This window comes from Limosilactobacillus reuteri (genome assembly GCF_034259105.1).
GTDB classification, from domain to species: Bacteria; Bacillota; Bacilli; order Lactobacillales; family Lactobacillaceae; genus Limosilactobacillus; species Limosilactobacillus reuteri_G.
Genome location: NZ_CP139478.1, coordinates 762,776 through 780,668, shown reverse-complemented (window position 1 = coordinate 780,668; position 17,893 = coordinate 762,776). Strand labels below are relative to the sequence as shown.

19 protein-coding genes and 1 riboswitch are annotated in these 17,893 nt (G+C 40.5%); of the genes, 5 read left to right on the top strand and 14 right to left on the bottom strand.

Annotated elements, in window-relative coordinates; all coding sequences use genetic code 11:
* Nucleotides 1-24: 24 nt before the first annotated feature.
* Nucleotides 25-501, bottom strand: coding sequence for a hypothetical protein (locus SH603_RS04750; protein WP_113896576.1), 477 nt, complete (start codon nt 499-501; stop codon nt 25-27).
* Between the two features lie 135 nt (nt 502-636).
* Here SH603_RS04750 and SH603_RS04745 point away from each other — a divergent pair, with 135 nt between their 5' ends.
* Both SH603_RS04745 and SH603_RS04740 read left to right on the top strand, forming a co-directional pair.
* On the top strand, nt 637-849 hold the full coding sequence (locus SH603_RS04745) for a DNA-directed RNA polymerase subunit epsilon (RefSeq protein WP_003666803.1): 213 nt from the start codon (nt 637-639) through the stop codon (nt 847-849).
* Between the two features lie 133 nt (nt 850-982).
* The gene (locus SH603_RS04740; RefSeq protein WP_169472476.1) at nt 983-1,930 is read left to right on the top strand and encodes a diacylglycerol/lipid kinase family protein; all 948 of its coding nucleotides are present in this window, start codon (nt 983-985) and stop codon (nt 1,928-1,930) included.
* A gap of 70 nt (nt 1,931-2,000) precedes the next feature.
* On the opposite strand, the gene SH603_RS04735 is transcribed toward SH603_RS04740, so the two are convergent.
* The 5 genes from SH603_RS04735 to SH603_RS04715 all read right to left on the bottom strand — a co-directional run bounded on the left by SH603_RS04735 (nt 2,001) and on the right by SH603_RS04715 (nt 6,013).
* The gene (locus SH603_RS04735) at nt 2,001-2,204 is read right to left on the bottom strand and encodes a hypothetical protein (protein WP_003668273.1); all 204 of its coding nucleotides are present in this window, start codon (nt 2,202-2,204) and stop codon (nt 2,001-2,003) included.
* A 152-nt stretch (nt 2,205-2,356) separates the two neighbouring features.
* On the bottom strand, nt 2,357-3,799 hold the full coding sequence (locus tag SH603_RS04730; RefSeq protein ID WP_321534152.1) for a C40 family peptidase: 1,443 nt from the start codon (nt 3,797-3,799) through the stop codon (nt 2,357-2,359).
* Nucleotides 3,800-3,968: 169 nt separating this feature from the next.
* Nucleotides 3,969-4,268, bottom strand: coding sequence for a hypothetical protein (locus tag SH603_RS04725; protein WP_169472479.1), 300 nt, complete (start codon nt 4,266-4,268; stop codon nt 3,969-3,971).
* Nucleotides 4,258-4,608 carry a hypothetical protein gene (locus SH603_RS04720; RefSeq protein ID WP_169472480.1) on the bottom strand — a complete coding sequence of 117 codons (351 nt, stop codon included), beginning with the start codon at nt 4,606-4,608 and terminating at the stop codon, nt 4,258-4,260. Before SH603_RS04720 ends, SH603_RS04725 begins: the two co-directional genes overlap by 11 nt.
* A 253-nt stretch (nt 4,609-4,861) precedes the next feature.
* The gene (locus SH603_RS04715) at nt 4,862-6,013 is read right to left on the bottom strand and encodes a glycerate kinase (protein WP_321534151.1); all 1,152 of its coding nucleotides are present in this window, start codon (nt 6,011-6,013) and stop codon (nt 4,862-4,864) included.
* 159 nt (nt 6,014-6,172) lie between these two features.
* Here SH603_RS04715 and SH603_RS04710 point away from each other — a divergent pair, with 159 nt between their 5' ends.
* Nucleotides 6,173-7,138 (top strand): IS30 family transposase, encoded by a 966-nt coding sequence (locus tag SH603_RS04710; protein WP_321533671.1) that lies wholly within the window; start codon nt 6,173-6,175, stop codon nt 7,136-7,138.
* Nucleotides 7,139-7,168: 30 nt separating this feature from the next.
* Here SH603_RS04710 and SH603_RS04705 read toward each other — a convergent pair whose 3' ends face one another.
* Genes SH603_RS04705 through lysA form a run of 7 tightly spaced genes read right to left on the bottom strand, consistent with a single transcriptional unit; the run spans nt 7,169 to nt 14,390 of the window.
* Complete coding sequence (locus tag SH603_RS04705; protein WP_169472481.1) at nt 7,169-8,227, bottom strand: aspartate-semialdehyde dehydrogenase; 1,059 nt, start codon at nt 8,225-8,227, stop codon at nt 7,169-7,171.
* A gap of 19 nt (nt 8,228-8,246) precedes the next feature.
* Nucleotides 8,247-9,431: an aminotransferase class I/II-fold pyridoxal phosphate-dependent enzyme gene (locus SH603_RS04700; RefSeq protein WP_169471027.1), complete on the bottom strand. Its 1,185-nt coding sequence runs from the start codon at nt 9,429-9,431 to the stop codon at nt 8,247-8,249.
* Nucleotides 9,432-9,443: 12 nt separating this feature from the next.
* Nucleotides 9,444-10,223, bottom strand: coding sequence for a 4-hydroxy-tetrahydrodipicolinate reductase (gene dapB / locus SH603_RS04695; protein ID WP_169472482.1), 780 nt, complete (start codon nt 10,221-10,223; stop codon nt 9,444-9,446).
* Between the two features lie 3 nt (nt 10,224-10,226).
* On the bottom strand, nt 10,227-11,150 hold the full coding sequence (dapA, locus tag SH603_RS04690) for a 4-hydroxy-tetrahydrodipicolinate synthase (protein ID WP_169477994.1): 924 nt from the start codon (nt 11,148-11,150) through the stop codon (nt 10,227-10,229).
* Between the two features lie 27 nt (nt 11,151-11,177).
* Nucleotides 11,178-12,329, bottom strand: a complete 1,152-nt coding sequence (locus SH603_RS04685) for an N-acetyldiaminopimelate deacetylase (protein WP_169477993.1) — start codon at nt 12,327-12,329, stop codon at nt 11,178-11,180.
* A 4-nt stretch (nt 12,330-12,333) separates the two neighbouring features.
* Nucleotides 12,334-13,044 (bottom strand): 2,3,4,5-tetrahydropyridine-2,6-dicarboxylate N-acetyltransferase, encoded by a 711-nt coding sequence (gene dapD / locus SH603_RS04680; RefSeq protein ID WP_169472485.1) that lies wholly within the window; start codon nt 13,042-13,044, stop codon nt 12,334-12,336.
* Nucleotides 13,045-13,079: 35 nt separating this feature from the next.
* Nucleotides 13,080-14,390, bottom strand: coding sequence for a diaminopimelate decarboxylase (lysA, locus tag SH603_RS04675; RefSeq protein WP_035160147.1), 1,311 nt, complete (start codon nt 14,388-14,390; stop codon nt 13,080-13,082).
* 91 nt (nt 14,391-14,481) lie between these two features.
* Nucleotides 14,482-14,660: riboswitch (Lysine riboswitch) on the bottom strand.
* Nucleotides 14,661-14,857: 197 nt separating this feature from the next.
* Here lysA and SH603_RS04670 point away from each other — a divergent pair.
* Together SH603_RS04670 and dapF are read left to right on the top strand one after the other, a co-directional pair.
* Nucleotides 14,858-16,216 (top strand): aspartate kinase, encoded by a 1,359-nt coding sequence (locus SH603_RS04670; protein ID WP_169472487.1) that lies wholly within the window; start codon nt 14,858-14,860, stop codon nt 16,214-16,216.
* 12 nt (nt 16,217-16,228) lie between these two features.
* Entirely contained in the window at nt 16,229-17,215 is a 987-nt protein-coding gene (gene dapF / locus SH603_RS04665; RefSeq protein WP_169471020.1) for a diaminopimelate epimerase, read from the top strand.
* 88 nt (nt 17,216-17,303) lie between these two features.
* Here dapF and SH603_RS04660 read toward each other — a convergent pair whose 3' ends face one another.
* Nucleotides 17,304-17,888: an LPXTG cell wall anchor domain-containing protein gene (locus SH603_RS04660; RefSeq protein WP_169472489.1), complete on the bottom strand. Its 585-nt coding sequence runs from the start codon at nt 17,886-17,888 to the stop codon at nt 17,304-17,306.
* Nucleotides 17,889-17,893: the final 5 nt, after the last annotated feature.

The following is a 17,893-nucleotide window of genomic DNA, read 5'->3' as shown; positions in this document are numbered from 1 at the left end:
CACACTTTCTCCCGGCCATTTTAACTAATTGCTATTTTGATTTAATTTTTCTAAATCTTCAATGTACTCAACAGTTGCTTCATTTATCAAATAGGCAATATCGATATGCAAAATCCCCTCATATTTCCACCAATCGGTTATAATAAACGGTTGAGCGGCATTGGGAGCCATCTTTAAATGATGTTGTTTTGCATATTCATCAAGTTTCGCTGCTAGTTTTTGACGTGTGAAATCATCAAGATTAATATTTTCTTTTTTATAATCAAAATGGTATTCAAAAGCAAGCACACCTTTTCCCCAAACATCGGCAACAATTTGAGAATTCAGATTTTTATTCCAATGTAACATTTCTTTCAAACTAGTATTTAACGCTGCATCAGTAACGTCTTGAGCATTTTTCTGTACCATCATCGTTGCTCGCTTAAGAAATACGCGATGGATCGTTAAATAAAGAGCAATAACAATTATTGCTGCTAAAATACAGATTAAGAATATAACCATGACTATCACCTCGTTGGCCTTTACCTTTATTTAATAATACCATGTTAGGAAAATTTAAGACACTTTTGGTCATCTGTGATAGAATAATAAAGTAAATTACTGCATAATATCTTTAATTAAGGAGTTTTTAACAGTATGACTTTTAAAGTATACTACCAAGCTGATAAGACAAAACGCCCAGTTCGTGAAAATACTCAATCATTGTATATTGAAGCTGATTCAGAAGCTGAAGCACTTTTAATGGTTGAACACAACACTGACTACAATATTGAATTTGTAGAACAACTTGATGAAAAGGCCCTTGCTTACGAAAAGCAAAACCCTAATTTTAAGTTGACGACGTTCTAAGCTTTTAATCATTAACAGAGGCTGAGAAAAACGCTTGTTTTTCTCAGCCTCCAACTTTCTTATGAACATTAGAAAAATACTGAATTAATTATATTATTTTTGCTTTTTGGCACCATTCAAAGGAGGAATATTGATGAATTATTCAATCATCCTCAACCGTCATGCTGGTAATGGCAATGCAGAAAAGGCATGGTCGTCAATCAAACCGGTCTTAGATCAACAACAAATTGATTATCACATGGAAACAACTAAGTATCCTAATCATGGAGAATACCTTGCCAGCCAAATCGCCCAATCCCATAATGCGAGATCAACAATTGTCATTGCGATTGGTGGTGATGGTACGCTACATCAAGTTGTTAATGGACTTATGAAGACGGCCAAGCGATTGAATAAAGAACCACTTGCGGTTGGATATATTCCTGCTGGGACAGGAAATGATTTTGCCCGCGGTTACGGGATTTCTATGCATCCACAAAGGGCACTAGATCAAATTTTAACTGCAGACGCACCACAAAAAATTAACATTGGTCATTATCATGAGGCGATTCGGGGTGAAGAAGGCTATTTTCTTAATAATTTAGGAATTGGTTTTGACGCGGCAATTGTTAGTCGTGCTAATACATTCAAGGCTCATCACAAGAAAAATCATATCGGGCGTTTCACCTACCTCCAAAAGGCAATTGGAGTAATCTATGATCAAGAGCCCTTTACCTTGATGATTCAATCTGGGCGTGAACGCTTTATTTTTCCTAAAGCTTATATCGCAATTACCAGCAATCATCCATTTATCGGTGGCGGATTTAAGGTCGCACCAAATGCTTCATTAAAGAAACCATCCTTGGAATTAGTCATTGCTGAACGAAAAGGTTGGCCTATGACAATTTGGCAATTGCTGCAGTTAGCCCGGGGTAAGTTAGACCAATCAAAATTTGTCCACCACTTCCAAAGCGATAATCTCCACATCACAACTACTTCACTAGAATTTAGTCAAACTGATGGAGAAGAGATTGGTAATCGTTTTATCGACCTCACCTTAGACATTAGTCAATATCCAATTTGGCAAACAATAGAAAAATAAGTTAAAAGCAGTAAGCACAGGAGAGATTTCTTCTAGCGCTTACTGCTTTTTTGTTAATCTTTTTATTTTATTAATCTTCAGAAGCTTCCATGGCTTCTAAAATAATCCGTAACTGGCTGCATTCTTCTCGTAAAGATTGCATCTCTTCACCGTACTTTGGTTGAATAGTAACAGTCTGAGTACCCGTATTTTCCTGTCCTTCTTGTTTACATAAATCATCCAAACGGGACTGTGCACGGTATAAATCTTCTTCAATTTCATGTTTGTTACTCATATTTAACACTCCCCAATAAATGTGAAATATTTTTAGAGCAATACTGGAATTGCAATATAAGTAAGATAACACGAACTTAGAAGAATGTTAACCCTTTTTTAGGTTACATCTTTGTTACTATCTAATGAAAAAGCTCTAATAATCTATCAGAACTATTTAACTGTTCCGGCAAAACTCGGATTAAAGTATGGACTAATCGTGTAAGTCGATACATTAGTTCCAGGGTGAGCAGCTGCTACATATTGATTATTTCCTGTATAAATAGCTGTATGGTAAGTTGAACCATGGTTACCCCAGAACAAAAGATCACCTGGCTTAGCTTCACTAACTGGATGTTGGTCCACACAGTTTTCAAGGGCTGCCGTATAGTGTGGTAATTGCTTACCTTCCGCATTAGCATAAACATACTTAACTAATCCAGAACAATCCATTCCACTAAGACTTTCACCACCCCATACGTATGGAACACTATTAGAATTAGCAATCTTAGTGGCAAGGCTAACTACAGAACCATGTTGTAAATCTTGATTAGTAGTTGCTGCTTGCTGTGCAGGTTGACTAGCAGCCGCTTGTGATTGTTGCGGTTGAGTTTGTGATGTTACAGCAGTTGTTTGTTGTGAAGCAGCAGCATTACTGTTCTGAACGTTAACCGTTGCTTGTGATGCTGGGGCAGTCTGTGATTGTGGTGCTTGACTTGCTACTGGTGCTGCTTGAACAAATGATTGTCCATATAAAGCAGTCGTATTTACAGCTGTTGAAGCAGCCTGACTAACAGCAACGTTTTGCGTTTGTGGTGCAACGCTATTTTCAGCTGAGGTAGAAGTAGCCTGAACAGTATTAGCTGTAGTAGTTTGAGCAGCATTTGTTGCAGTTACTACGCTATTAGCAACTGAGGAGCCAGTTGCAACCGTAGCTGTGTTATTTGCAAGAGTTGCGTTGCTATTGGCAGCACTTTGACTAGGAACAGTTCCTGCTAGTTGGCTACTAGCCACATCTTGTTGAGGCACAGAAGCAGAGGCAACTGCTGAAGTTTGAACCTGAACTGATGAAGTTGCATCTGTCGATTGAGCAACTGGTTGCTGAGTTGATACGCTCGCATCAGAAACAGGAGCACTTACAACAGGTGCGTTTACAGCAATTGAGATCGCAGGACCCGTTACACTGAGTTGTTGTCCAATGTATAATGAGTCATTAGCGCTTAGGTTATTCCATGCCATTAATTGACTAACCGTTACATTATAACGATCAGCAATAGAGCTAAGTGTGTCGCCAGGCTTAACAGTATAACTACCATCAGCATTCAAATCGGCGCTAGCATCATGTTGAGCAGTAGGCAACGTTAATTGTTGACCAACCGTAATTAAGTCGATGCTATCGTTTATCTTCTTAACCGAAGGATTTGCTTGTTCTAATGCACTAACAGAAAGTCCATGTTGTTTTGCAAGCCCCCAAATAGTGTCACCAGACTTAACAGTAAGCTGTTCAGCATTAACTGCTTGTGTTGTTACTGCTAATAAACTCAAGGCACTAACTGCTCCTGCAAAAACGCCACGAGATCGATGGTTATTTGAATGATGTGTTCTTTTTTTACTCATATAAATAAAACACCCTCCCAATAAGTTCCTAAAAACTAAACAAATAATAATAAATTAGTGAAATACACAATTCTAACTTTACCATTAATTTTTAAATGCGTATAGCAATTATTAGATAGTTCTTAAAAAACGTTACTCTTTCTTAAAATATTAACTATTATAATAATATTTAATCTATCATTTCTTTTTTTACACGATCCATGCGAGTTACTAATAACAATTCAATAATTGTAATAATACTCATTAATAGAACTGAGTAACGACTAGTCGTCATGAAAACAATAATTGCTAAGATACACAAGATCCAATTCAAACGTTTCTCTTGACGAATTACTCGGATAAAATCCTTCGTAACTTTATCTGGTCGTTGACTTGCCAAAAATCCAAGTTGACTATGCAAACGATTTTCCCAAATCACTAATCCTAAAAAGGCAATTGAAATAATAAACGTTATTAGGCTATTCATCATTATCCTCGCTATCATCGGCATGCACCGTCTTATTATTTGCTTGTGATTCATTGTATCGAGCGGATAAAATCTGCTGATACTTTTCCATGATTACTTTATTGATCGGTGTACCATTTAGGATTGGATATTTTTCTTTTATTTTTTCCAAAACATCATCTGAAAAGTCATAAACGGTCTTAACTTCCTTTTCACCATTAAGAAATGCCAACGTCTCATCATAATCCAGAGTTATTAAATCGCGCTGTGTACGGTCAGCATCTGGCTGGTGAAGCACATCCGGATCATCTTTTAGATCTTCCCGAAAACCGTTTTCATCATATTGATATTTATTATCTTCCATTTTTTAAATTCTCCTTGATTATCTTCCAATTCATTATACGGTCTTTATAAGACTAAGCCAAGCCAGTAATTTGCTGTAAAATGTGCGTATCTCGACAAGGCGGTTGGCTAAGCTAAGGCGGAGGCACGGGCTGATTGTCGCTCGGACGCGAACCTTGTGACGACGCGAAGCAGTTCCACATTATCTTACAATTGTTCATGAAAATAGCAGAGGGTGAGAAAAAAGCAAAGTTTTTTCCACCCTCTTTTAATTTCTAATTATTAACACGACTCACTTTAATTAAACGCGCAACGTTTTCTGCTGTTTGAGCAATATCAATAAGTGCATCTGCTAATGCTGTTTTTAATGGTTTAGCCCCTTCAGGAGTTGCAAAAATTGCATCAATGGCCGTGGATGAATATAAATCATTCACACCTTTACCAATATTTCCAGCCAACACAATTACCGGAGCAGTTGGAGCCACCTCTTTAGTTGCCTTAGCGACTCCATATGGCGTTTTACCAAATTTAGTCTGGAAATCAATTCCTCCTTCACCAGTAAAAACATAATCCGCGCCAACTGCCTTTTTTCGTAGTTGAGTTGCTTCAATCACTAATTCTACTCCTCGCTTCATTGTTGCACTGGTAAAAGCTATTAATCCGGCTCCTAAACCACCGGCTGCCCCTGCACCTGCTGTTTGTTCAACGTCAGGCCCACCAGCTGCAACTATTTTTCGTGCATAATGATGAAGATTTTTGTCCAAGATATTCACCATTTCTTCATCAGCACCCTTTTGTGGACCAAATACTGGGGCTGCCCCATTTTTTCCTGTTAATGGGTTGGTAACGTCTGATGCAATTTGAATATCTACATTTTTTAAACGGGGATCTAAACCTCGAAAATCGACTTGATTTAAACTTGCTAACGCACCACCGCCTAAACCAATTTCATGATTATCAACATCCAATAAACGTGCTCCAAGTGCTTGGGCCATTCCTGCACCACCATCAACGGTTGCACTTCCCCCAATTCCAATAATTATTTTTTTAATGTTATGGTCAAGAGCATCCTTAATTAACTCGCCGGTACCATATGTAGTTGTAATAAGCGGGTTCGCAGTCTCCTTATTAACAAATTGAAGCCCACTTGCTGCCGCCATCTCAATCACTGCTGTTTCCCCATCACCTAATATCCCATACTCAGCATTAACTAATTTATTTAATGGATTGTGGACTTTAGCAATCATTTTTTGACCATTAGTCGCATCAACTAAGGATTGAACAGTCCCTTCTCCTCCACCAGCCATTGGAACTAAAGCATACTCGGCATTCGGAAACACTCTTTTGATTCCTTCTGCCATCACATTTGCTGCTTCTTTTGCTGTTAGTCCGCCTTTAAATGAATCTGGAGCAATTACAAATTTCATCACTGATCATCCTTTCATTTATATCATACAAAAAATACTCCCTATATTCAGAGAGTATTTTTTATATGATTCGCCGTTTGTAAAATTAAGTTAGAAAAATAGAAAAGCCATTTGTGGTAGACTTTTAAATACCCCTAAACAAAAGAAAGGAAACCACAAATGACTTACACCCATCTTACCACAAACGAGCTGACAATCATCGCCCATTCTTTCGTGCAAAAGCTTAAAGCGTACCGAGTGGCCCAAATGATCAAACGTTGCGCCGAAACCGTTTATCGCGTTTATCGTTACCTGGAAACCGGTGCCTCAATTGCTGATTATCAAGATCACTATATGCGCAATAAGCAACGTTGTGGCCGAAAACGTACTCAGTTGTCACTGGCTGAACTCACTTATATCAACGACAAAATTGCCCAGGGGTGGACGCCTGATACCATTATTGGGCGCGCTGAGCGCCCAATTAGTTGTAACCGGCGAACTCTTTACCGGATGTTTGAACGTGGCCAGTTCGGCTTCGATGTCCGTTCCTTGCCGATGCGAGGTAAGCGGCACCCGAATGGCTATGTCGAGCGCCGTGGGAAGGCTGGCCAATTGGGGCGAAGTATTCACGAGCGTGCCAAGGACTTTCCGCACTATGCCACTGAATTTGGGCACCTTGAAGCTGATACCGTCCAAGGCAAAAAGCACCAAGGGGCGGTAATGACCCTGACCGAACGCCAATCGAAGGTCGAAATTGTACTCAATGTGCACGAAAAGACGGCTGATGCGATTAACCAACACTTAAGTCAGTGGCTTCGGAAATTCCCGCGGCACTTCTTCAAATCGATTACCTTTGACAACGGAAAAGAATTCGCCGGCTGGCGCGAGATTGCCAATCAATTTGACCTTCACACTTACTTTGCCGAGGTTGGTGCTCCCAATCAACGAGGGCTGAACGAAAACAACAACGGTCTTTTACGCCGGGATGGCTTAACGAAACAGCTAGATTTCCGCAATCTTCCTGATGAATTGGTAACCCAACTGATGAGTAAGCGAAATAACCTGCCCCGTAAATCACTAGGCTATCGAACTCCATATGAAGTATTCATGTCTTACGTCACTGATGAGCAACTATTTTCTTTCTAACTTAAATTGACATTTCGGGATTATAAAATTTTAAACTAACCCATTTGCGACTAAACGTTCTGCATTTTCAACGGTATTCCAAGCAGCCCCTTTAAGGAGATTATCAGCAACAACCCACATATTAAAGGAACCAGGATTTTCTTCATCTGCACGGAGACGACCAACAAAAGTGTCACGCTTGCCAACAGCATTAATTGGTTGAGGATAAACCTGGTGCGCAGGATCATCCTGCAGAACTACCCCGGGAGCGTCCTTTAATACTGCCCGCAATTGGTCAACAGTTACCGTTGGATCGTCAACAGTAAAGTAAATTGATTCTCCATGAGCAATTGGGACAGGTACACGAACACAAGTGGCAGTAACCTTAATATCCTTAGCGTCCATATCGTTTAACATGATCTTCTTTGTTTCGTGGATCATCTTCCATTCTTCATGGGAGTAACCATCATCTTCAAAGACATCGATCTGCGGTAATAAATTAAAAGCTAATGGATAATGCTTCTTGTCACCCTTTGTTGGCAAAATCTTGGCATCCGCTTGCATGTCTTTACCATCAAGGTAGTCTTGAGTTTCTTGTCGCAATTCATTTAAAGCTGATTGACCTGCTCCTGAAGCCGCCTGGTAAGTTGAAACAATAATTTGATTCAATCCAAATGCTTGGCGGATTGGTTCCAATGCTACCACCATTTGAATTGTCGAACAGTTGGGATTAGCAATAATTCCATGATGATTTTTTAATGCCTCTTCATTTACTTCTGGAACTACTAGCGGTACATCAGGTTCCATCCGAAAAGCACTCGTATTATCAACACAAACTGCTCCCCGTTTTACTGCCTCTGGAAGGAACTTTTTTGATACTGATCCACCAGCAGATGAAAGCACAATATCAATCCCATCAAAAGAATCAGGTGTAGTCTCTTCAACAGTAATCGGTTGGCCCTTAAATGATAATTGCTTACCAGCTGACTTAGCAGATGCCAGTAATTTCACATTCTTTACTGGAATTGTTGACTGTTCTAATTGCTGAATCATCCGTGTACCAACTGCACCAGTAGCACCCAAAATTGCGACATTATATTCTTTACTCATCTTAGTTCCTTCTTTCAACCTATCCTAAATTATTCATAAAATTTTGTAACCGTTCAATCGCCGTATCAATAACAGAATCTGCCGCTGCATATGATAAACGAATGTATCCTTCTCCACCAGGACCAAATGCATTCCCGGGAATTACGCCAACTTTAGCTTCGTGGGCTAATTTACGAGCAAAAGTGAGATCATCCTTCCCAAATTGAGCAGGAATTTTAGCAAAAATATAAAATGCGCCATCTGGCAATGCAATTTCAAAGCCCATCTTTCGCATTGCACTCGCAAGTTTATCTCTCCGTTGACGATAGGCCCGCTTAAATACTTGCGGATCATCATCCCCCTTTTCTAACGCTTCAATCGCGGCCGCTTGAGCAGTATCATTTGGGCACGTTACCATAAATGAATGCATCTTTGACATCGTTGAAATAAATTCTCCCGGGCCAGCCACATATCCTAAACGATAACCCGTCATTGCATGTGATTTTGATAAGCCACTAATCAGGATTGTCTGCTCAGGCAAAAGCGTCGCAAGTGAATGGAATGGTTGATCGTACATCAATGAACTATAAATCTCATCAACAATCGCATAAATGTGATGATCTTCAATTACTTTAGCCAGTGCTTTTAGCTCTTCTTCAGTGTATGAACGGCCAGTTGGATTGTTAGGATAATTTAAGAGAACGGCCTTTACCGCAGGACCCTCTTTCGCTAATACCCCTTCTAGTCTTTCAGCAGATAGCAAAAAGCCATCATCAGCAGTGTTAACTTTGATCGGTTCAGCACCAGTTAGGGAAACACTCGGGAAATATAGCGAAAATGCTGGAGTGGGAATAATTACTTTATCTCCCAGATTTAACATTGCAAAAGTTGTCGCGGTTACCGCTTCTGTTGCCCCAATCGTGACTACTATTTCGGTTTCAGGGTCATAGTAAACATGACGACTCTGCTCAAGATATTTACTAATCGCTTTGCGTAATTCAATCTTACCCTTGCTTGGTGAATAGTGAGAATCATCATTTTGAATACTTTCAATTGCCGCTTTTTTGACGTGATCTGGCACAGCAAAGTCCGGTTCACCAAGTGTTAATTTTACTAGTCCAGGAACGGCAGAAATTTCTTCATCAAATGCGCGAATCTGTGCTGGCGGAACAGCTGCCAAATGACTATTTACGGTAGTTGCTAATTCAGCATGAAGTCTTGGCATTTTTTCACCTTCTTATAAAATATTTTCTAAGCCAATTACCAATTTTGATAATCCATCAATTTTCTCCAGAGCAACTTTAACCCCATTCATAAAGGATTGACGGTCAAATGAGTCTTGACGGATAGTCAGGGCCTCGCCATCCCCACCAAAGAGAACTTGTTCGTGAGCAATGTACCCCGGCAGCCGAACAGCATGAATCTTAATTCCATGGTAGTCGCCACCCCGCGCACCGGTTAAACTCTCTGTTTCATCAGGATTTGTCTCATGCGCAGGACGCACTTGATCGATCAACTTTGCGGTACTCAAGGCCGTTCCTGATGGGGCATCTTTTTTATCACCATGATGCATTTCAATAATTTCAACGTCCGGGAAATACTTGGCTGCTTCCTGAGCAAATTTCATAAGAAGAACTGCCGACATCCCAAAATTAGCAGCGATCAATCCACCTACCTGTTTTTCTTCACTGAGGCGCACTAAGTCTGTTTGTTGTTCATCGGTTAAGCCGGTCGTTCCAACAATCGGCCTCATGTCGTGTTCAAGTACAAACTTAACATTCTGATAAACGGCACTTGGCAAGGTAAAATCAATCCAAATATCAGCAACACCATCTTCAATTTCATCCAAAGTTTGATAAGGATGAACAGATGATGCAAGGTGAAAATCAGTCATATTTTCTTTTGTTAAGGTTGGTGCAAGCGCAGCAGTAATTTCAAACCCATCGAGTGAGTTTACTAGGTCAACAGCCTTTTGCCCCATTGCTCCAGTCGCACCAGCAATTAAAACTTTTTTCATGCTTTATTCCCCCAAATTTAATGGTAAGTTCTTAGTAGTCAGTGAATTGGCAGGTAAGGATAAAGCAGCCTCTAATTCGCGCTTTTCTTCTTCATTTAATGGAAGAATTGGTAAGCGACAACCACCAACGTTAAAATCTTGCGCATTCAAAACTGCTTTAACTGGTGATGGTGATGGGAACATAAACAAGGCGGCCATCCGGGGAGTTAACCATCGTTGCAACTTACCAGCAGTTTGATAATCGCCTCGGTATAGTGAGTCATACATTTGGCGCATTTGATCGACATAGGTATGGGAAGCAACCGAGATAACCCCATTTGCTCCTAAAACCCGGGCAGTTAGTGCCTGTGCATCTTCACCCGTGAAAACTGCAAAATCAGGGTCGCGGTGTTCAACAATGTATTCAAGTTCTTCCAAAGATGCGCATTGTTTTACAGCGGCGATATTTTGATGGTGAGACAATTCTACTACGGTTTCCTGAGCCATCTTTACCCCTGTACGACCAGGAATGTTGTAAATGATGATTGGGAGGTCAACATTATCCGCAACTGCTGTGAAATGAGCCACCATTCCCCGTTGGTTAGGTTTGTTATAAGGAGGAACAACAACAAGGGCATAATCGATACCGTTAATTTGTGCAACTTCATTAGTAAACGCAATTGTCTCTTTGGTATTATTGCTTCCAGTTCCAGCAATAACCGGAGCCCGTCCGTTTACAATTTCACCGAAATGTTGGTATAGCTCAATTTTTTCATCATGAGTGAGTTCTGGAGTTTCCCCAGTAGTCCCTCCAATAACAAAACCGTTGCTCCCATGTTCAATTAAGTAATTTGTCAAATACTCTAAACGACCATAATCAATATTTCCCTCATCATCAAAGGGGGTTACAATTGCCGTCATTAAGTCTGCATTTTGTAATAATGTCATATTCTTTCCTCCATTATTTATTCCCTGCTAATTTTGCATTCGATATTCAAGAAAACCAGTAATCGCATCTACTCCCCGTTTAATTGCTTTTTCATTGGGGGTAAGGGTGGCCGAATGTAATTGTGAATCATCTTCAACCCCAAGCCAAAACATGGTTCCCGGAAATTTAGCCAGTAAGTAGCCAAAATCTTCCCCAGTCATTGCTGGTTCTGTTTCGATAAAGTTTACAGTTGGTGTTTCTTCCATATAATGGATAAACCGTTTTGTTAATTCTGGATTATTCTCTACTGGCCAATAGCCACCCTGATTTAATTCAAGGGAAACATCCATGTTAAAACTACGCCCGATTCCTTCACATACATCCTTCAAGCGGTCATCAATAGTTTCAATCATCGTTTGCGTTAGTCCCCGAATCGTTCCTTCAATCCGCGTATGTCCAGCAATAACATTTCGAATCGTCCCGCCGTCAATCTTTCCTAAGGTAATTACACCACTTTGAATAGGATCGATACTCCGCGAAATTACAGTCTGCACTTGAAGAATCAATGATGCTGCCGCAACGACTGTATCATTAGCATTTTGAGGATACGCCGCGTGACCGCCCTTACCATTGAGGTCAATATTAACTTCCGTGGTTCCCGCAAACAAGGTCCCCATCCGACAACCAATTGCTCCTGCTGGCAAATCAGGATTATCATGCAAACCGTAAAACTCATCTGGTTTCCACTTTCCACTAAACAAGCCCAATTCATATGCCCGCTTTCCACCATTTTCGCTTTCTTCGGCTGGTTGGAAGAAAAACAGGATATTATCTTGCGGCTGGTGTTCACTAAAATAATTCAATACACCTAATGCAACCGTCATATGAATGTCATGACCACAGGCGTGCATTATTCCCGGATGAGTTGATGAATATGGCAAGCCTGTTTGTTCCTCAACTGGTAAGGCATCGATGTCTGTTCGGTACCCAATTGTTCGTTGTGGATTCTGCCCATGAACTAACACCATGAGAGCAGTTGGTAATTCCTTAAAAGTACGAACTTCTAAAAATGCTTGGTTAAAACCAGCAACCGTCTCAACTAAGTATTGGTGAGTGTCAAATTCCTGGAGAGCCAGTTCCGGAATTTGGTGGAGATGACGACGAATTTGAATTAATTCTTCTTCTGTTAACATCTTCATCCTCCTATAGCTTCCGTAAATCGTCCTCTAATTCAGTCTTACCAGCAGTTTGGTCATCAACATTCTTAATAAGCTTAGCAGGAACTCCCGCAACCATCGTATGAGGAGCAACATCATGAGTAACAATTGCTCCAGCAGCAATGACAGCTCCTTCTCCTACATGAACCCCTTCAATTACCACCGCATTGGCGCCAATCATTACATTATCATCGATGCGGACTGGTTCAGCTGAAGCCGGTTCAACAACTCCAGCTAATACAGTACCAGCACCAATATGACAGTGGCGCCCAACAATTGCACGGCCACCAAGAACTGCCCCCATATCAATCATCGAATCAGCACCAATTTCAGCACCAATATTAATTGTTGCGCCCATCATAATGACAGCATTGTCACCAATAAGAACTTTATCGCGAATAATTGCTCCTGGCTCAATGCGGGCATTAATATTCTTCAAATCGAGCAAAGGAACCGCTGAATTACGCGCATCATTTTCCACGTGGTAAGATTCAATTGCTGAACTGTATTTCTTTAATAACGGTTCGATAACTGTCCAATCACCGAAAATAACTCCCGTATGCGGTTCAAGAAAGGTTTCTACTTCTGCGGGAAATTCTAAATCACCTAGATTTCCTTTAAGGTAGACCTTTACCGGTGTCTTCTTGGGTGCGTTACTAATGTAGTTAATGATTGTTTGTGCATCTAATTCAGCCATAATTATTACCTCTTTCTTCCTTTATATATGTCAAATTATTGTTGGTATGGTTCATCCAAATGAACTAAATCATCATAGGTTTCTCGTTTAATTACAACCTGGGCTGTGCCTTTTTCTGCAAAGACAACTGCTGGTCGAGGATTCCGATTATAATTTGAAGCCATGGAGTAGCCATAAGCACCAGTATCAAGCATCGCTAAGACATCTCCTGGTTTTGTAGCCGGTAATACCTGATTCTGACTGAGGATATCACCAGACTCGCAATACTTTCCTGCTACCCGAACATGTTCAACCAACTCTGCACGAGGATTATTTGCTAAGACCGTTTCATATTGTGCTTCATAAAGTGCTGGACGAATGTTATCACCCATCCCCCCATCAACTGTTACATATGGCTTCAACCCTGGTACATCTTTACGTGATCCAACAGTATAAAGATTATAACCAGCGGGCCCCGCGATTGAACGTCCGGGTTCTATCCAGATCGCTGGCATAGCAAGATTTGTTTCTTTAATTTCAGCTTTAATTGCCTTAATAATTGCTGCCACAAATTCTTCTGGAGCAAGTGGTGTATCATCTTTTACATAACGAATTCCAAAACCGCCCCCAACATTGATCACAGCAGCTTGATAGTTAAATTTTTCTTGCCAGTGGGCAGCAACTTCAACCAACTTCTTAGCTACCCCTTCAAATCCCGCAAGCTCAAAAATCTGTGAACCAATATGGGCATGCAACCCTTTCATTTGCATCCGGGGATTCTCGAGGACTTTTGCTAACGCCTCATCTGCCTGTCCTGATTGAAGGTCAAACCCAAACTTACTGTCAACCTGACCAGTTTGAATGTACTTATTTGTATGAGCAGAAATTCCAGGAGTAATTCGCAACATTACATCAACATGTGCATCAAGCTTCTCCAAAACGTCTGCTAGCAATTCAATCTCATGGAAGTTATCAATCATGATTGTTCCCACGTGATGGTCAATTGCCATTTCCAATTCTTCCCGTGATTTATTGTTTCCGTGAAAACTAACATCAGCCATTGGAAAGCCGGCTTTGATTGCCGTATATAATTCACCACCAGAAACAACATCAACATGCGCACCTTCTGCAGCAACTACTTGATACATTGCGATTGCTGAAAAAGCTTTACTAGCATAGCTAACCGCATAATCAACATTATTTTCTTCAAAAACCCGCTTAAATGCTCGAATCTGTTGGCGAATCTGTTGAACATCATAAACAACTAACGGGGTACCAAACTGATGAGCTAAGTCAACCGCATCACATCCCCCAATCGTTAGATGACCAGCGGCATTTAATTGTTGATCAGTAATCTGTTCGTTCATTTGTAATTCCTCCATGAGATTTGTAGTAAAGAGGCTATAAAAAATCCACTGTCTGCGCAAACAAACAGTGGAATTCACTTATCCATTCTGATTTGTCGATAGCGCAACGCAGGCTCTTATTGTCCTGCGACAGTCCGTAGCTTATTCAACTACGACCCAGCTACTTAATGTGCCAAACTAAGCGCTTCGGCAACTTCCCTGTTCAACTAACCTCAATGTCTTGGCGGACTAAATTAGTTTACTAGTGTCGGTTGCGCCTCTTCGATTTATACATAGCTTATAAGTCTTTTATGAGAATGTCAATAAAAATAATTAAATTTAAAAAAGTTTTTTAATCCATTAAAAGTTTATTTTACTTACCTTATACAACTTAAAGGCTTGCATGTCTCCGTTAATGTGTTAGAATTCGATTAAATTATTTTAGAGATAAATTAACAACCCTAATTTTCTCAAAGGAGTATTTAAGTATGAAAGTTGTAAAGTTTGGTGGAAGTTCTCTGGCTAATGGAGAAGCCTTTCAAAATGCAATTAATATTATTACCTCTGACCCCCAACGCCGGGTAATTGTCACTTCTGCGCCGGGCAAACGTTTTGCCGATGACATTAAGGTTACTGACTTACTGATTAAATATGCCCAAACAGTAATTGCAGGCCAAAATCCCCAAGAAATCGTTGAACAAATTTTAAATCGATATCAAGAGATTGCTGCTTATTTTGGCTTACCAGCAGATAAATTGATTCCGCTAACCGAACGACTGGAAGGCCTTCCTAACCATACGTATCCAAATGATAACTATCTCTTGGCTGCTTTCAAAGCTCATGGTGAACGCTTAAATGCCCAACTAATGGCCATCCTTTTGCAGCATTTAGGTTATGAAGCACGTTTTGTGACACCAAGTGAAGCTGGTATTATCGTTACTGGAACTCCCAATAATGCTAACGTTATCCCAGAAACATATGCAAACTTGAGTCATTTTACGTTTAATGAGAACGAATTATTAATATTCCCCGGTTTCTATGGTCTCACCCTTGCCGGACACATTGCTACTTTTTCCCGTGGCGGTTCTGATATCACCGGTGCGATTCTTGCGCGCGGTCTTCACGCCTCCACTTATGAAAATTTCACCGATGTTGATGCTATTTACTCAGCCAATCCACAAATTGTCGATCATCCGCAACCAATTACTACCATGACTTACCGGGAAATGCGGGAACTATCTTACGCTGGTTTTTCCGTCTTTCACGATGAAGCACTGATTCCTGCCATTCAAGGAAATATTCCAATTAATGTTCGTAATACTAATGATCCTGAAAAGCCGGGAACAATGATTGCCCCTGATAAAGATTTTCAACCAAGCGACATTGTAACGGGGGTCGTGAGCGGAAAACACTTTGCAGCCCTCTATCTGCACAAATATCTCCTTAACAAGCAAGCAGGTTTTACTCTTCGGATTCTTGAAATTCTCGCAAAGCACAACGTCTCGTACGAACATATGCCTTCCGGAATCGATGATATAACAATTATCCTTGATCGAAATGCAATTAATGACCAATTAATCGATACCATCTGCAATGAAATTCAAGAAGAGATTAATCCTGACCGTTTAGAATGGATTGATAATTATGCAATTACCATGGTTGTTGGTGAAGGTATGCGTAATCGCACGGGGGTAATCGATGATATTTTAATGCCCCTAGCTGAAAAACACATTGCGGTTCCCATGATTAATCAAGGAGCTTCACGAATTGCAATTATGATTGGGACATACAATGAAGATGCAGATGAAGCTGTTCGAGCTATCTACCATCGCTTTTTTGCAAATTAGGAGGAACTATTTATGGTGCAATTATTAAAAGTACACGGATCACAAAATGCCTTTTTTATCCTTGACCAAACACAACTGACCAATCCCCTTACTGATGAAGAATTAGTTTCATTTACCCAGCAAATAACTGATGCACAAAATGGCGTTCTCGGTGGTGCTGATGGCGTTTTAGTTGTTAACCATCCAACTAGACCAGAATCAGCAGCACAAATGCGGGTAATTAATGCAGATGGCAGTGAGGCCTCAATGTGCGGCAATGGTCTAAGAACGGTTGCTCGTTATGTAGCAGAACGTGATAATTTAACCGATTTTAAAGTCGATACAATGAATGCTAGTCTTCGTGTTCGTCAGCATGAAGACCTTGCACCCGGAGTTCCCGCTTTTGCCGTTGAAATTTCACCAGTAAAGTTTGACCGCACTGCTTTGCCATTTGATAATCTTGGTCATGAGCGCCTGTTAGACACCCTTGTTCCTGAATTATATCCTAGTCTCCGTTTTTCAGCCCTTGCTGTTCCTAACCCCCACTTAATTAGTTTTGTTAGTATGGAAGAGCTAAATGGTCCAGCACTTAAAGAATTAGGTACACGGTTAAATAGTGATAATCCTTACTTTAGTGATGGGGTAAATGTTAATTTTGGCCATATTCTCGGTCATAACAAACTCTTTGTAAAAACGTTTGAACGAGGAGTTGGCTTTACAAATGCTTGTGGGACAGGTATGTCTGCCACTAGTCTCGCTTTAGCCCTCACTCATCCAGACGCAGCATCATTTAATGAACCAATTAGTGTTTATAATCCTGGCGGCATGGTCAAGACAATTCTTCACCGTGATGACTACAACTACTGGGTCGAACTAATCGGTAATGCTACGTTTACTCATATTATTACTGTAGATGAATCATCTTTACACGCAGTCGATCTAGCTGACCTTCGTAAAAACGTTGTCGAAAGCAATGAAAATCAAGCTTACCAGACATTCGTTGACTCATTATCATTTTAATTTAATCATTTAATCGAAAAAACCGAGGTTAAGAAGTTTCTTAGCCTCGGCTTTTTATAATTATTCGATGTGACAAACAATAAGTTAATTATTCTTTACGACGCTTTTTACCAAATACCAATAAGCCTGCAACTCCTAAAGCAAGTAAACCTAAGATTCCTTCGTGCTTTAATTGTTCATTGCCAGTTTGCGGTAATTGAGCAGCTTGTTTTTGTGCTACTGGTGTGGTGGCATTAGCGTTTTTTACATCGCTTGTGGTAACTGAACTGCCTGCTGGAGAAGTAGTTTGTCCATTAGTAGGAATATTACTATTTCCAGCTGGTGTTGTAGTTGGCGTCATTGGTTTTGCTGGTGTCTCTGGCTGTGGTGTAGTTGGATTGCCAGTATTACCATTTGGAGTGCCATTTTCACTAGGGGTGGTTGGTCCAACTGGTTTTTCGTTTGGCGTGTAAACTACTGGAGTATTTTCACCCGGATTCTCAGGAGTTACCGTTGAAACATTTGGTGTATATCCTGGAATTTCCGGTACTGGTTCATTCGGCGTCACTTCAGTTGGATTATTCGGGTTCGTTGGGTATTGCGGTTGTGGAACATTTGGCAATGGCTTCCCATCCGGACCGACTGGAATAATATGACCATTTGGCGTATACGTTACCGTAACCGTCTTATTCAAGTCAT

Coding starts and splice junctions, on each gene's coding strand:
- SH603_RS04670 (WP_169472487.1), top strand. CDS start 14,858: ATGAAAGTTGTAAAGTTTGGTGGAAGTTCTCTGGCTAATGGAGAAGCC.
- SH603_RS04700 (WP_169471027.1), bottom strand. CDS start 9,431: ATGCCAAGACTTCATGCTGAATTAGCAACTACCGTAAATAGTCATTTG.
- SH603_RS04730 (WP_321534152.1), bottom strand. CDS start 3,799: ATGAGTAAAAAAAGAACACATCATTCAAATAACCATCGATCTCGTGGC.
- SH603_RS04740 (WP_169472476.1), top strand. CDS start 983: ATGAATTATTCAATCATCCTCAACCGTCATGCTGGTAATGGCAATGCA.
- dapB (WP_169472482.1), bottom strand. CDS start 10,223: ATGAAAAAAGTTTTAATTGCTGGTGCGACTGGAGCAATGGGGCAAAAG.
- dapA (WP_169477994.1), bottom strand. CDS start 11,150: ATGACATTATTACAAAATGCAGACTTAATGACGGCAATTGTAACCCCC.
- SH603_RS04705 (WP_169472481.1), bottom strand. CDS start 8,227: ATGAGTAAAGAATATAATGTCGCAATTTTGGGTGCTACTGGTGCAGTT.
- SH603_RS04720 (WP_169472480.1), bottom strand. CDS start 4,608: ATGGAAGATAATAAATATCAATATGATGAAAACGGTTTTCGGGAAGAT.
- SH603_RS04715 (WP_321534151.1), bottom strand. CDS start 6,013: ATGAAATTTGTAATTGCTCCAGATTCATTTAAAGGCGGACTAACAGCA.
- SH603_RS04725 (WP_169472479.1), bottom strand. CDS start 4,268: ATGATGAATAGCCTAATAACGTTTATTATTTCAATTGCCTTTTTAGGA.
- lysA (WP_035160147.1), bottom strand. CDS start 14,390: ATGAACGAACAGATTACTGATCAACAATTAAATGCCGCTGGTCATCTA.
- SH603_RS04745 (WP_003666803.1), top strand. CDS start 637: ATGACTTTTAAAGTATACTACCAAGCTGATAAGACAAAACGCCCAGTT.
- SH603_RS04710 (WP_321533671.1), top strand. CDS start 6,173: ATGACTTACACCCATCTTACCACAAACGAGCTGACAATCATCGCCCAT.
- dapD (WP_169472485.1), bottom strand. CDS start 13,044: ATGGCTGAATTAGATGCACAAACAATCATTAACTACATTAGTAACGCA.
- SH603_RS04685 (WP_169477993.1), bottom strand. CDS start 12,329: ATGAAGATGTTAACAGAAGAAGAATTAATTCAAATTCGTCGTCATCTC.
- dapF (WP_169471020.1), top strand. CDS start 16,229: ATGGTGCAATTATTAAAAGTACACGGATCACAAAATGCCTTTTTTATC.
- SH603_RS04750 (WP_113896576.1), bottom strand. CDS start 501: ATGGTTATATTCTTAATCTGTATTTTAGCAGCAATAATTGTTATTGCT.
- SH603_RS04735 (WP_003668273.1), bottom strand. CDS start 2,204: ATGAGTAACAAACATGAAATTGAAGAAGATTTATACCGTGCACAGTCC.